General features: G+C 71.2%; 14 protein-coding genes. 12 read left to right on the top strand and 2 right to left on the bottom strand.

Going from position 1 to position 12,880, the window contains the following annotated elements; genetic code table 11:
- Positions 1-4 precede the first annotated feature (4 nt).
- On the bottom strand, positions 5-643 hold the full coding sequence (locus tag Q9R13_RS12115) for a VOC family protein (RefSeq protein WP_310961436.1): 639 nt from the start codon (positions 641-643) through the stop codon (positions 5-7).
- Between the two features lie 93 nt (positions 644-736).
- A complete protein-coding gene (locus Q9R13_RS12110; protein ID WP_310961435.1) occupies positions 737-1,504 on the bottom strand; it encodes a hypothetical protein in 768 nt (255 codons plus the stop codon).
- Positions 1,505-1,645: 141 nt separating this feature from the next.
- Here Q9R13_RS12110 and Q9R13_RS12105 point away from each other — a divergent pair, with 141 nt between their 5' ends.
- The 12 genes from Q9R13_RS12105 (at position 1,646) to Q9R13_RS12050 (ending at position 12,863) form a co-directional block, all read left to right on the top strand.
- Positions 1,646-4,093, top strand: a complete 2,448-nt coding sequence (locus Q9R13_RS12105; RefSeq protein WP_310961434.1) for a CHAP domain-containing protein — start codon at positions 1,646-1,648, stop codon at positions 4,091-4,093.
- A gap of 37 nt (positions 4,094-4,130) precedes the next feature.
- The gene (locus Q9R13_RS12100; protein ID WP_310961433.1) at positions 4,131-5,054 is read left to right on the top strand and encodes a hypothetical protein; all 924 of its coding nucleotides are present in this window, start codon (positions 4,131-4,133) and stop codon (positions 5,052-5,054) included.
- Positions 5,055-5,111: 57 nt separating this feature from the next.
- Complete coding sequence (locus Q9R13_RS12095) at positions 5,112-6,050, top strand: Ppx/GppA phosphatase family protein (protein ID WP_310961432.1); 939 nt, start codon at positions 5,112-5,114, stop codon at positions 6,048-6,050.
- 5 nt (positions 6,051-6,055) lie between these two features.
- Positions 6,056-6,844 carry a sugar phosphate isomerase/epimerase family protein gene (locus tag Q9R13_RS12090; RefSeq protein WP_310965080.1) on the top strand — a complete coding sequence of 263 codons (789 nt, stop codon included), beginning with the start codon at positions 6,056-6,058 and terminating at the stop codon, positions 6,842-6,844.
- Positions 6,845-6,848: 4 nt separating this feature from the next.
- Entirely contained in the window at positions 6,849-7,586 is a 738-nt protein-coding gene (locus Q9R13_RS12085; RefSeq protein WP_310961431.1) for an ABC transporter ATP-binding protein, read from the top strand.
- Positions 7,583-8,314, top strand: coding sequence for an ABC transporter permease (locus Q9R13_RS12080; protein ID WP_310961430.1), 732 nt, complete (start codon positions 7,583-7,585; stop codon positions 8,312-8,314). Before Q9R13_RS12085 ends, Q9R13_RS12080 begins: the two co-directional genes overlap by 4 nt.
- Positions 8,315-8,357: 43 nt before the next feature.
- Complete coding sequence (locus Q9R13_RS12075) at positions 8,358-9,287, top strand: proline dehydrogenase family protein (RefSeq protein ID WP_310961429.1); 930 nt, start codon at positions 8,358-8,360, stop codon at positions 9,285-9,287.
- 14 nt (positions 9,288-9,301) lie between these two features.
- Positions 9,302-10,105 (top strand): pyrroline-5-carboxylate reductase, encoded by an 804-nt coding sequence (proC, locus tag Q9R13_RS12070; protein ID WP_310961428.1) that lies wholly within the window; start codon positions 9,302-9,304, stop codon positions 10,103-10,105.
- 176 nt (positions 10,106-10,281) lie between these two features.
- On the top strand, positions 10,282-10,488 hold the full coding sequence (locus tag Q9R13_RS12065) for a helix-turn-helix domain-containing protein (RefSeq protein WP_310961427.1): 207 nt from the start codon (positions 10,282-10,284) through the stop codon (positions 10,486-10,488).
- A 117-nt stretch (positions 10,489-10,605) separates the two neighbouring features.
- Complete coding sequence (locus Q9R13_RS12060) at positions 10,606-10,707, top strand: 30S ribosomal protein bS22 (protein WP_081683056.1); 102 nt, start codon at positions 10,606-10,608, stop codon at positions 10,705-10,707.
- 21 nt (positions 10,708-10,728) lie between these two features.
- Positions 10,729-11,748 carry an NAD-dependent epimerase/dehydratase family protein gene (locus tag Q9R13_RS12055; protein WP_310961426.1) on the top strand — a complete coding sequence of 340 codons (1,020 nt, stop codon included), beginning with the start codon at positions 10,729-10,731 and terminating at the stop codon, positions 11,746-11,748.
- The gene (locus tag Q9R13_RS12050; protein WP_310961425.1) at positions 11,745-12,863 is read left to right on the top strand and encodes a lysophospholipid acyltransferase family protein; all 1,119 of its coding nucleotides are present in this window, start codon (positions 11,745-11,747) and stop codon (positions 12,861-12,863) included. The genes Q9R13_RS12055 and Q9R13_RS12050 overlap by 4 nt, the downstream gene beginning before the upstream one ends.
- The last annotated feature ends 17 nt before the right edge of the window (positions 12,864-12,880 follow it).

Below are 12,880 nucleotides of genomic sequence, written 5' to 3'. Positions count from 1 at the left end.
CGGGTCAGATCCGGACGATCCCGTCGCGGGTCAGGAACTGCGCGGCGACGATGCCCGGGATGCCGTTGGGGGCGACCCACTCGACCTTGAGGTCCTCCAGGGGCTGCTCGACGGACTCGCCGAGCCAGTCCGACACGCGGGCAGGGTCGCCCGCGATCTCGAGGGCGGCCAGGGACAGGTCGCCGCTCGCTCCGGTGCTCGGGTGGTTGGCCGGGTCGGTCTGCCACTCGACGAAGAACGGCAGCTGCGGGTCGGACTGCAGGCCCTTGACGCCCAGCTGCTTCCAGAGCAGCTCGACCCCGTCCGGACGGTGCCGGTTGCCGTTCACGGACTCGCGGCCCAGTCGCTTCTCGAGCGGCACGATGTCGTCGACGGCGACGACCCAGCCCATCCAGCCGCCGCCCAGCTCGGTGCGAGCACGGACGGCCTGACCGAACGGGGCCTTGTCCGAGGCCGGGTGGTCGAGCACCTCGACGGCCTCCAGGTACATGCCGTCGCGCAGCGGCATGATCGCGTTGCGGGTGCCGAAGCGCGGGTGCACCCCACCGTCTCTGAACTCCTCCCCCAGCAGTGTGGCGAGGCGTTCGGTGGTGGCGGCGAGGCCGTCAGGTCCGGCGGCGAAGACGATGTGGTCCAGGCGCATGGCTCGATTCTCACCTGAGCGGGATTCGTCGACGACACCGGGGTCGACGGCCCTCGTGGCCGGGTCGACGCGCCGAGATGGCCCAGGGCGGGCTCAGCGCGGATCGGGCGAGGCGGGGTGGCGAGCGGTGCGGTCGCGAGAAGCCAACCGGGCTTGGCAATGAGCCGCGAGCACGTCGTACGACGGCTGCCCCATCAGCGTGATCAGCTCGGTGGCGTTCGAGAGGTAGACCGGCTCCGCCCCGACGTGTGCCTCGGTGTTCCCCGAGCAGTACCAGTCCAGGTCATGTCCACCCGGCCCCCAGCCGCGCCGGTCGTACTCGCCGATGCTGACCTCGGTGTAGGTCGATCCGTCGGTGCGCTCGACCTCGCGGAACGTCCGGCGGATCGGCAGCTGCCAGCACACGTCCGGCTTGGTCTCGACGAAGTGCACCTCCTCGCGCAGTGCGAGCGCGTGCAGCGCGCAGCCGTAGCCGCCAGGGAAGCCGCGGTCGTTGTGGAAGATGCACGCCCCATCGACGACACGGGTCTTGCGCTCGCCGTCCTCGACCTCGGTCCAGCGCTTGCGGCTGACTCGCCCCTTGGCGGTCAGGGCCTCGGACCGGCGCTGCCAGAGGCTGTCGTCGAGCCGGTCGACCCAGGTGGCGACCCTCTCCTCGTCGTCGGCGTCGGAGAAGTGCGCGCCCAGGGTGCAGCACCCGGACTCCGGGGCGGTCGAGTAGATGCCCTGACAGCCCTGCCCGAAGATGCAGGTCCAGCTCGACGTCAGCCAGGTCAGGTCACAGCGGAACACCTGTTCGGGGTCCGCGGGGTCGGTGAACTCGAGCCAGGCGCGGGGAAAGTCAAGGTCGACCTCGGGCACCTGCGCACCCTAACCCTGCGCTCCGCATCCCACGGACCCACTGTCGAGACAGGCGTCGGCGTCGCCGAACCAGCCCGTTCGCCGACGAAAAGTCCCGCCTTCAGGTGACGAAACACCATTCCCACCCTTATCGTCTGTCACGTGCGCATCAACTTGCACTCTCGTCGGCGTGTCTCCTTGACATGGAGCCACGCCTTCCTCGCGCTTGCCCTGGCCCTGGGGGTGCTGGTCGGCACGGCGTCGGCCGGTCAGGCCACACCGGGGCAGGACGACTACCCGACCACGCTCAAGAACGCGACCCAGGACTCCAAGGTCGACCCGTGGCGGTTCTACAACCGGGAGTGCACGTCGTTCGTGGCCTGGCGGCTGAACAACGACAACAAGATCCCGTTCGATGACTACTGGGGCACCCACTGGGGGAACGCCTCGAACTGGAAGGCCGCCGCCACCAGCCTCGGCTTCACGGTGGACAACCGCCCGGTCGTCGGCGCGGTCGCCTGGTGGAGGGCCGGGTCGGCCGGGTCGTCGGTGGGACACGTCGCTTGGGTCTGGAAGGTGAGCAGCGACTCGATCACCGTCGAGGAGTACAACTACCTGCGCCGCGGCTACTACGACACCCGGACGATCGCCAGCACCAGCTCGGTGTGGCCGAGTGGCTTCATCCACCTCCACGACATGGCGTTCAGCAACACCACGAAGCCGGCCATCTCCGGCACCCCGCAGGTGGGCCAACCGCTGAAGGCCAGCCCGGGAGGTTGGAGCCCGGACCCGGCGACGTACAGCTACCAGTGGCTCTCGGGTGGTGACCCGGTGGCGGGCGCGACGAGCCGGAAGTTCATCCCGACGGCTGCCCAGCTCAGTCGGCGCATCAAGGTGCAGGTCACCGCGAGGCGCGCGGGCTACGCGCCGACAACGGTGCGCTCCCCCCGCACCACGCGGGTGGCACAGGGGCAGTTCATCACCTCGGTGCCGCCGGCGGTGTCGGGCACCGCGCAGGTGGGCGTCCCGCTCACCGTGTCGTCGGGGACCTGGAAGCCGGCCGGCAGCTACACCTACCAGTGGTACGCCGGCGGCGTCGCGATCCCGGGTGCCACCGGCACGGCCTACACCCCGGTAGCGGGCGACCTCGGCAAGCCGATCACCGTGCAGGTGCGGGCGAGCCTGGCCGGCTACCAGGCTGCGACGACCACCACCGCCCCGACGGCCGCGGTGGCTCCTGGCTCGCTCGTCAACAGCGCGGTGCCGAGCATCTCCGGCACCCCGCAGATCGGTCGGGTCCTGACGGCATCCACGGGGACGTGGAGCCCCGCTGCCAGCTACGCCTACCAGTGGTACGACGTGGGAGCGTCCGGCGCCGCGACGCCGATCGCGGGCGCCACGGCGTCCAGCTACCGGCCGACGCCGGGAGTGATCGGGGACCAGGTCACCGTCGTGGTGACTGCCACGCGACCGGGCTACACGACAGCGACCAGCAGGGCCGCGCCGACGGCGGCCGTGGTGCCCGGCTCCTTCACCAACACCGCACCGCCGACCGTCTCGGGTGTGGCCCAGGTGGGCCGGACCCTGCACGCCACCACCGGCGGCTGGTCTCCGGGTGGCACGGCGTACGCCTACCGGTGGTTCGCGGACGGTACGACGATCCCCGACGCGACCCGACCCGACTTCACACCCGGAGCGGCCCAGGTGGGCAAGCACCTCACCGCCCAGGTGACTGTGACCCGGAACGGCTGGACCACGGCGCTGGCGACGTCGTCCGCGACCTCCCCCGTCCGGCGGGGCGTGATGACAGCGCAGTCCGGTCCGGGCGTGCGTGGGCTGCCGGTGGTCGGCGGGCAGCTGCGGGCGACCCGCGGCCGGTGGACCCCCCAGCCTGACGCGATCGGCTACCAGTGGCTGGCGGACGGGGAACCCGTCGAGGGGGCGACCGCCGCCACGTTCAGCCCGACGCGCGCCCAGCTCGGCCAGCGGATCTCGGTCCGCGAGGTGGCCACCACGGCCGGCTACGTGCCGCTGGGTGCGAGCTCGCCCGCCGTCCGGGCGGTGCGGCTCGGCGTCGCGAGCCTGGCGGACGAGCCGGTGATCCGCGGCCGGGCCGTCCTCGGCCACACGCTGCGGGCCATCGTGGGACCGCACACACCCTCGACGACACCGGTGGAGTACCGGTGGCGCCGTGACGGGCACCGGATCTGGGCCGCCCACGGCGCGACCTACCAGCTGCGCCGGAGGGACGTCGGCCAGCGGATCGGGCTCCGGATCGTCGTCGCCCCGCAGGGCTGGTTCCCCGCCAAGCGGTACAGCGCCCGCACGCCCCAGGTGCAGTCGGTGCCGACCATGACCACGACGTCGAGCGTCGTCCGTCGGAGGGTGAGCCTGACGGTCAGCCTGCGAGCACCCGCTGTCAGCGTCGTCGGCGGTCGGGTCGAGGTCCGGCTGGGCCAGACGGTGCTGGGCTCGGGGAGCCTGCGAGGCGGCTCGAGGACGCTGCGGGTGGACGTGCCCGGCTCCGGCCTGCGCCGGTTGCACGTCGACTACCTCGGCGACGCACAGGTGACGGCGGTGAGCCGGACGCTGCGGGTGCGCGTGGGCTGACATGATGGTCGGCCATGTCGTCGACCGGAGTGCCCTGATGCGTCGAATCTGGATCCCCCTTGCGCTGGCCGCCCTCGCGGTGCTGGCGTGGTGGCCGCTCGGCTTCCTGCCCTGGTTCAGCGCCGGCCTGGACTGGCCCACCACGATCGCTGCGCCGGTGGGCAGCTCGAGCGAGGGGCTCGCCGGGCTGCGGATGCCGCTGCCGCTGATCGCTGTCTATCTTCCGGCTCTCGTGTGCTGCGCCGTCGTCGGTGGCACGATCGCCGGGCTGCTGCCGATCCTGGTGCTCCAGATCCACCTGCCCCGCCCGGCCGCCATCCTCGAGGTGTGGCTGGTGGTCGCGGTCACCGTCGTGGTGACGTTGGCGCTGTCCACGGAGCTGATCCGGCAGCACGCCCCCACCAGCTTCGCCGCCGACACACGGGTGCTGGTCGGCCTCACCGCCGCGGTGGTGGCAGGCACGCTGCTCGGGCTCGTCGTCGGCTCGCTGAGCGTGCACTGGCACGGGCTCGCCTCGCTGGCGGCGGCGCTGGTCGCGGGCGCCGCGCCGACCTGGGTCCGGGCCTTCCTGTACGACGGCAGCCACGCCCCGGCCGTGCGGAGCTGGGCCGACGCGCTCACCGGCGTCCTGGTCGCCCTGGTGCTGTCCTCGGGGCTGGTCGTCTCGGTGCATCGCTCCCGTCGTTGGGCCGGGCTGTGGCCGGTCGCGCTGCTGGTGCTGTGGTGCGCCGGCCCCGCGGTGGCCGCCCTGACCTACCTGACGGCCGTTCTGCGGCCCTCCAGCGGGCTGCCGGACTCCCTGCCCGGACACCTCGCCGCCGCCCGTCAGGTGTTCGGGCAGGCGTTCACGCAGACCCACCCGCAACTGTGGCCCATGGTCGTCGCCTTCGGCCTGGGCCTGGCCTGGCTCGCCCTGGGCGCGCTGCGTGGCCGGCAGGAGCGACCCGCGCCCGCGTCCTGATCGCCTCGAGCCGCGCGTGGCCGCCGTCGCGTGCTGCAACGCTTGTAGGCTCGCCACGTGCGCCTGGGCGTCCTTGACATCGGCTCGAACACCGGGCACCTGCTTGTCGTCGACGCCCATGCGGGCGCGGCCCCGCTGCCGGCCTCGTCGTACAAGGAGCCGCTGCGCCTCGCCGAGCACCTGGACCCGGCCGGGATGCTGGCGGACTCGGGCACCGCGGCGCTGACCGCCTTCGTCGCCAACGCCCTGGAGCTCGCCGAGGACAAGGGCTGCGAGGAGATCTACGCCTTCGCCACCTCGGCGGTGCGCGACGCCACCAACTCCGAGGCCGTCCTGGCTCACGTCCTCGAGCACACCGGAGCGGACCTGCGGGTGCTGCCGGGCGAGGACGAGGCCCGGCTGACCTTCCTCGCCGTACGTCGCTGGTTCGGCTGGTCCTCGGGACGGCTGGCCGTCTTCGACATCGGTGGCGGCTCCCTGGAGATCGCCACCGGTGCCGACGAGGCGCCGTCGGTGGCGCAGTCCCTGCCGCTCGGTGCGGGCCGGCTGACCCGGGAGCACTTCGTCGGCAGGCGGCCCGACCCGGACGCGGTCCGTGAGCTGCGCCGCCGGATCCGGGCGGACCTCGCCCGTGACGCCGGGGAGGTACTGCGTGCTGGCGCGCCGGACCACGCCGTCGCGACCTCGAAGACCTTCCGGTCGCTGGCGCGTGTGTGTGGGGCGGCGCCCTCCGCCGAAGGGCAGTTCGTCCGCCGGCTGCTCGCCGCCGAGGACCTCGAGGCGTGGATCCCCAAGCTGGTGGACATGTCCCTCGACGAGATCTCCGGACTTCCGGGTGTCTCCGCGGCGCGGGCGCACCAGCTGGTGGCCGGAGCGCTGGTCGCCTCGGCGGTGATGGACATCTTCGAGGTCCCTGAGCTCGAGATCTGCCCGTGGGCGTTGCGTGAGGGCGTGCTGCTCGACCGGATCGACCGGCTCAGCGTGCTGGGCGGGTGACGGCGATGACCTCGCTGTTCGCGCTGTCCACCGCCTCGGTCTACCCCGAGAACACGTCGCACGCCTTCGCCTATGCGGCCCGGTTGGGCTACGACGCGGTCGAGGTGATGGTGTCGATCGACAGCACCAGCCAGCGCTCGGACCGGTTGAAGTCGCTGGCCGACTACCACGAGATGCCGGTGTGTGCGGTGCACGCGCCCTGCCTGCTGATCACCCAACGGGTCTGGGGCACGGAGCCCTGGCAGAAGCTGGAGCGCAGCGCCGAGATGGCCGGCGACCTCGGCGCGGACGTCGTGGTGGTCCATCCGCCGTTCCGATGGCAGCGGGAGTACGCCGACGGCTTCGTCGATGGCATCGCCGACCTGGAGCGCCGTACCGGCGTCGCCTTCGCCGTCGAGAACATGTACCCGTGGCGCGCGGCCCGCCGGTCGATGCAGGTCTACCTGCCCGGGTGGGACCCCTCCGAGCAGCCCTACGCGAACACCACCTTGGACCTCTCCCATGCGGCGACCGCGCAGTCGGACCCGTTGGAGCTGGCCGAGAGGCTGGGAGATCGGCTGCGGCACATCCACCTCACCGACGGCAGCGGGTCGGCCAAGGACGAGCATCTGGTGCCCGGACGCGGGAGTCAGCCGTGTGCAGAGCTGCTCGAGCAGCTGCACGGGTCGGCCTTCGACGGGCACATCGTCGTCGAGATCAACACCCGTCGGGCCGGCACCCGTGAGGCCCGGGAGGCGGACCTGCTCGAGTCACTCGCCTTCGCCCGGTTGCACTTCTCCGGCGTGCGAGGGTGAGCCCATGACCGCAGCAGCGGCAGAGCGGGTGCAGGCCCACGCGGTCGAGGTGCAGGGCCTGGTCGTGCACCGAGGCGACCGGGAGGTGCTGCACGGGCTCGACTTCACCATCCCCGCCGGCCAGGTCACCGGCCTGCTCGGGCCGTCCGGCTGCGGCAAGTCGACCCTGATGCGCACCCTCGTCGGGGTCCAGGCCGGCGTCACCGGCAGCGCCAGGGTGCTGGGCCAGCCGGCGGGCGCTCGGCAGCTGCGCTCCCGGATCGGCTACGTCACCCAGGCCGCGAGCGTGTACGACGACCTCAGCGTGCGCGAGAACCTCCGCTTCTTCGCCCGGGTGCTCGGCGTGGGAGCGGCCCGGGTGGACGCGCTCGTCGAGCAGGTGGACCTCGTCGACCACCGCGACCAGGTCGTCCGCGACCTCAGCGGTGGCCAGCGCTCCCGGGTGAGCCTTGCCGTCGCGCTGCTGCACAGCCCGGACCTCCTGGTGCTCGACGAGCCGACTGTCGGCCTCGACCCGGTGCTGCGGTTGCAGCTGTGGAAGATGTTCCACGACCTCGCCGATGCAGGAGCCGCCGTCCTCGTCTCCAGCCACGTCATGGACGAGGCCGAGCGGTGCGACCGGCTGCTGCTGATGCGCGACGGCGTCTTCCTGGCCGACGGCACCCCTGCGGAGATCAAGCAGCGGACCGGCACGACCACCGTCGAGCAGGCCTTCCTCGCGATCGTCGAGGGCACGCCATGACTCCCCGGATCACCCTGGCGGTGGCCGCGCGGGTGCTCATCCAGCTGCGCCGCGACCGCCGTACTCTCGTGATGCTGGTGGTGCTGCCCTGCGCGATCATGGCGCTGCTGTGGTGGATGTTCCGCAACAGCGCGGTCGCTGGCTTCGGGTCCCTGGCGCCGCCGATGCTGGCGCTGATCCCGTTCATCGTGATGTTCCTGGTCACCTCGGTGACGACCCTGCGCGAGCGCACGTCGGGCACGCTCGAGCGGTTGCTCGCGATGCCGATGGGCAAGGGTGACTTCCTGGGCGGGTACGCCCTCGCCTTCGGCCTGGTGGCGGTGGTGCAGTCGGTGCTGGCGGTGGGGACCTGTGTGCTCTTCCTCGGCCTCGACGTCGCCGGTCCGGTCGCGCTGCTGTGTCTGGTCGCCATCGTCGACGCGGTGCTGGGGACCGCGTTGGGCCTGTTCGTCTCGGCCTTCGCGCGTACGGAGTTCCAGGCCGTCCAGTTCATGCCGGCGGTGGTGATCCCGCAGATCCTGCTGTGCGGGCTGTTCATCGAGCGCAGCGCCCTGCCGGACGTACTCCGCCAGGTCTCCGACGTGCTGCCACTGTCGTACGCCGTGGACGCGATCGATCACGTCACCCATGGGTCGGACGGGACGTGGGGCGACCTCGCGATCGTGGTCGCCTACGTGCTCGCCGGTCTCGTGCTGGGCGCGCTCACGCTGCGTCGGCGCTCCGCCTGAGGTGGGCTGAGCCGGGCGGCAGGCTCCGGCGTACGGTGTGGGCGTGCTTCGCGAACCACTGCTGCTGCTGTCCCGCAGTTCCCGGGTGAAGGACCTGGTCACCCGACTGCCGATCAGCAGCACCATCGTCAACCGCTACGTCCCCGGCGAGACGACTGCGGACGCCGTCGCGGCCACCCGCGCCCTCGTCGATGACGGTCTGGTGGTGAGCATCGACCACCTCGGCGAGGACACCCGTGACGAGCAGCAGGCCGAGGCGATCGTGACCGCCTACCTCGAGCTCATCGACCAGCTCGCGGCGGCCGGCCTCGCCCATGGCGCCGAGGTGAGCGTGAAGCTGTCTGCGATCGGGCAGGCGCTGCCCGAGGTGGGCCCGAAGGTGTCCCTGGAGAACGCGCGCCGGATCTGTCGCGCCGCTCGCAACGTGGGCACCACGGTCACCATCGACATGGAGGACCACACCACCACCGACCAGACCTTGACGACCCTGCACGAGCTGCGCAAGGACCATCCGGAGACCGGTGCGGTACTGCAGGCCTACCTGCGGCGCACCGAGGGGGACTGTCGCGCGCTCGCGCACGAGGGCTCCCGGGTCCGGCTCTGCAAGGGTGCCTACAACGAGCCCGACTCCGTCGCGTGGACCGACCGGCTCGAGGTCGACAAGTCCTATGTGCGCTGTCTGAAGGTGCTCATGGCCGGGCAGGGCTACCCGATGGTCGCCACCCACGACCCGCGGATGATCCGGATCGCCACCGCGCTCGCCACGCGCAACGGGCGGATGCCGGGTAGCTACGAGTTCCAGATGCTCTACGGGATCCGACCCGACGAGCAGCGCCGTCTCGCCGCCGGCGGCGAGACCGTCCGGGTCTATCTTCCCTATGGCCGCGAGTGGTACGGCTACCTGATGAGAAGGCTCGCCGAGCGCCCTGCCAACCTGACATTCTTCCTGCGTTCGCTGGTCTCCAAGAGGTAGAGGGTGGTTCCGCGATGACGATCGCGATCGTCGGCGTCGGCGTGATGGGCGAGGCCCTCCTCTCCGGGCTGCTGCGCGCCGGTACGCCGGGCCCGGACCTGCTGGTCTGCGAGAAGCGAGCCGAGCGCGCCTCCGAGCTCACCGAGCGCTACGGCGTCAGCGTGGTGCCCGGCACCGACCAGGTGGCCCGGGCCGAGACCGTGCTGCTCGTGGTCAAGCCGCAGGACATGGCCGACGTGCTGACCGACCTGGCGCCGCACCTGCACGCCGGGCAGCTGGTCGTCTCGCTCGCGGCCGGCATCACCACCGCCTTCATCGAGCAGCACCTCCCCGACGGAGTGGCGGTGGTCCGGGTGATGCCCAATACCCCCGCACTGGTCGACGAGGGAATGGCTGCGATCAGTGGCGGCACCCACTGCGACGGCGCGCACCTCGACCGGGCCGAGCAGCTGATGCGCGCCACCGGCCGAGTGCTGCAGGTGCCGGAGAAGTACCTCGATGCGGTCACCGCGATCTCCGGGTCGGGCCCGGCGTACCTCTTCTTCGTGGTCGAGGCCATGATCGAGGCCGGCGTACATCTCGGGCTGCCGCGAAGCACCGCAACCGAGCTGGTGGTCCAGACGGTGGTCGGCTCCGCCAAGCTGCTGCGCGAGACGGGCGAGCACCCGACCGTGCTGCGGGAGCGGGTCACGTCCCCGGGCGGGACCACCGCCGCCGCGATCCGGCAGTTGGAGGACCACAAGGTCAGGGCCGCGTTCATCACCGCGATGGAGGCCGCGCGGGACCGCTCCAGGGAGCTGGCAGCCGGCTCGGAGTGACGATTTGAGTGCGTCTGATTGTATTGAGGCAAGTCGGCGCGCCGATGGCGTGAAAAAATCTCACGGTTCACCCCTTCCCCACGAGTCACAACAGGCCCTATTCTCCCTTTCGAGCGTGCAGGTGCGGCCGTCGGTGGGGAAGCCGAGGGAGCGCTGCCGGGAAAGAACGGTCCGAAATGGCAAGCAAGACGTCCGGAGACATCTCCGAGGTCAAGTTCCTGACAGTGGCTGAAGTCGCCTCCGTCATGCGCGTCTCCAAGATGACCGTCTACCGCCTCGTGCACTCGGGCGACCTGCCCGCGGTCCGGGTCGGTCGCTCCTTCCGGGTGAGCGAGGAAGACGTGAACGAGTACCTGCGCAAGAGCTTCTTCCAGACCGGCTGACCCCCGAGCCTGTCGCAGGCAGCGGTCCGGACGTGATCCCGGGCACCTCCGATTCGTGCGACTCGGTCGGGGCCGATAGGCTGGCCCCTTCGACTTCACCGCACCAAAGGGGCGTTCGTGGGATCCGTCATCAAGAAGCGTCGCAAGCGCATGGCCAAGAAGAAGCACCGCAAGCTGCTGAAGAAGACGCGCGTGCAGCGTCGTCGCCTCGGCAAGTAGCGCCAGCGTCGAGCGAGTCCCATGGGTCGCGTCGTACTCGTCACAGGGGTTGCCGGCGACCTGGGCAGGCGGTTCGCACGGCGGCTCGCCGAGCACCCTGACATCGAGCGGGTGGTCGGTGTCGACGTGACCCCGCCCAAGCTCGGTGTCGGCCGGATGCAGTTCGTCCGTGCCGACATCCGGAACCCGGTGATCGCCAAGGTCATGATCCGCGAGCAGGTCGACACTGTCGTGCACGCGGCCGTCGCCTCACGACCGGCGCCGGGTGGCAGCGGCTCGATGAAGGAGCTCAACGTCATCGGGACCATGCAGCTGCTCGCGGCCTGCCAGCAGGCGCCGCAGCTGCGTCACCTGGTGGTCCGGTCCAGCACTGCGGTGTACGGCGCCTCCAACCGCGACCCGGCGATGTTCGTCGAGGGCATGAACGCCCGGCGAGCGCCTCGGACCGGATTTCCCAAGGACGTCGGCGAGGTCGAGTCCTACGTGCGCGGGTTCGCCCGTCGCCGCCCCGACGTACGCGTCACCACCCTGCGGATGGCGAACATGATGGGCCCGATCGTGTACTCCCCGCTGACGGCGTACTTCCGGCTGCCGTTGGTGCCGACCGTCCTCGGGTTCGACCCGCGGCTGCAGTTCCTGCACGAGCACGACGCCCACGGAGCACTCGAGCGCGCGACGCTCCACGACGTCCCCGGGACGTTCAACATCGCCGGTGACGGCGTGATGATGCTGTCCCAGGCGGTACGCCGGCTCGGCAAGCCGGCCCTGCCGCTACCACCGTTCGCGGTGTCGGCGTTCGGCTCCACCGTCGGTCAGGCCAAGCGGGTCGACTTCTCCCCCGAGCAGGTCGCCTTCCTCACCTATGGGCGCGGGGTGGACAACACCCGGATGCGCACCGAGCTCGGCTACGAGCCGGTCTACTCGACCGAGCAGGCCTTCGACGACTTCGCGGCGGGGATCAAGCCGGGTGTGCTCCGTGCCGACCGGGTCCGGGCCGCGGAGACGACACTGGTCCGGGCCCTGTCAGGAGGAGCCGGATGAGCGAGGGCAACGTGATCCCGATCGGCACCCGTGGTCGCCCCGGTCGCGGCACCGGTGCCGCGCGACCGTCCGCGTCGGCCCGCAGCCTGGCCGGGAAGAAGCCGGCTCGCCGCCCCGTGGTCGACCCTGACGCGCCCGACCCTGCGGAGCTGACGAACCAGCCCCCGGTCCCGACCGACCGCGCTCCGGTCACCACCCACCCGGCCGGCCGACCGACGCACGGCATTCCGGTGGGCGACTGGCTCGCGGCCTTCACCTCGGCCTCCAAGGAGATCTTCGGGGACACCTGGGAGCCCCGGCTGGCCGAGTTCCTGGCCTTCCTGCGGCGCCGGGTCACCGGCGACTACACCGTCGACGAGTTCGGCTTCGACCCCGAGGTCACCGAGCGGTTCCTGGTCGCGGCCCTGCGGCCGATCAAGGAGAAGTGGTTCCGGGTCGAGGTGCGCGGCGCCGAGAACATCCCTGCCGAGGGCGGCGCGCTGGTCGTCTCCAACCACTCCGGCACGATCCCGGTCGACGGGTTGATGACGATGGTGAGCATCCACGATCACGCGCACCGGTTCCTGCGTCCGCTGGGCGCGGACCTGGTCTTCCGACTGCCCGTGGTCAGCGAGCTCGCCCGCCGGGCCGGGACCACGCTCGCCTGCAACGAGGATGCCGAGCGGATGCTGCGCGGCGGTGAGCTCGTCGGCGTCTGGCCCGAGGGGTTCAAGGGCATCGGCAAGCCCTTCTCCGAGCGCTACAAGCTTCAGCGCTTCGGTCGGGGTGGCTTCGTCTCGGCCGCGATCCGGACCGGCGTACCGATCATCCCGACGTCGGTGGTGGGGGCCGAGGAGATCTACCCGCTGGTCGGCAACATCCCCTCGCTCGCCCGGCTGCTGGGGGTGCCCTACATCCCGATCACGCCGCTGTTCCCGCTGCTCGGTCCGCTCGGACTGGTGCCCCTGCCCTCGAAGTGGCTCATCGAGTTCGGCGAGCCGATCCGCACCGACGAGTACGACCCGGCGGCGGCCGACGATCCGATGCTGGTCTTCAACGTCACCGATCAGGTCCGCGAGTCGGTGCAGCAGACGCTCTACGCGCTCCTGATGCAGCGCAAGTCCGTCTTCTCCTGACGGCCTCGCCGCTCGCC

Source organism: Nocardioides marmorisolisilvae (assembly GCF_031656915.1).
Classification (GTDB): domain Bacteria; phylum Actinomycetota; class Actinomycetes; order Propionibacteriales; family Nocardioidaceae; genus Marmoricola; species Marmoricola terrisoli.
Note: the sequence above shows the minus strand (reverse complement) of the source record. Positions and strands in the feature narration are given on the sequence as shown.

Coding starts and splice junctions, on each gene's coding strand:
- Q9R13_RS12055 (WP_310961426.1), top strand. CDS start 10,729: ATGGGTCGCGTCGTACTCGTCACAGGGGTTGCCGGCGACCTGGGCAGG.
- Q9R13_RS12090 (WP_310965080.1), top strand. CDS start 6,056: ATGACCTCGCTGTTCGCGCTGTCCACCGCCTCGGTCTACCCCGAGAAC.
- Q9R13_RS12115 (WP_310961436.1), bottom strand. CDS start 643: ATGCGCCTGGACCACATCGTCTTCGCCGCCGGACCTGACGGCCTCGCC.
- Q9R13_RS12080 (WP_310961430.1), top strand. CDS start 7,583: ATGACTCCCCGGATCACCCTGGCGGTGGCCGCGCGGGTGCTCATCCAG.
- proC (WP_310961428.1), top strand. CDS start 9,302: ATGACGATCGCGATCGTCGGCGTCGGCGTGATGGGCGAGGCCCTCCTC.
- Q9R13_RS12065 (WP_310961427.1), top strand. CDS start 10,282: ATGGCAAGCAAGACGTCCGGAGACATCTCCGAGGTCAAGTTCCTGACA.
- Q9R13_RS12100 (WP_310961433.1), top strand. CDS start 4,131: ATGCGTCGAATCTGGATCCCCCTTGCGCTGGCCGCCCTCGCGGTGCTG.
- Q9R13_RS12085 (WP_310961431.1), top strand. CDS start 6,849: ATGACCGCAGCAGCGGCAGAGCGGGTGCAGGCCCACGCGGTCGAGGTG.
- Q9R13_RS12050 (WP_310961425.1), top strand. CDS start 11,745: ATGAGCGAGGGCAACGTGATCCCGATCGGCACCCGTGGTCGCCCCGGT.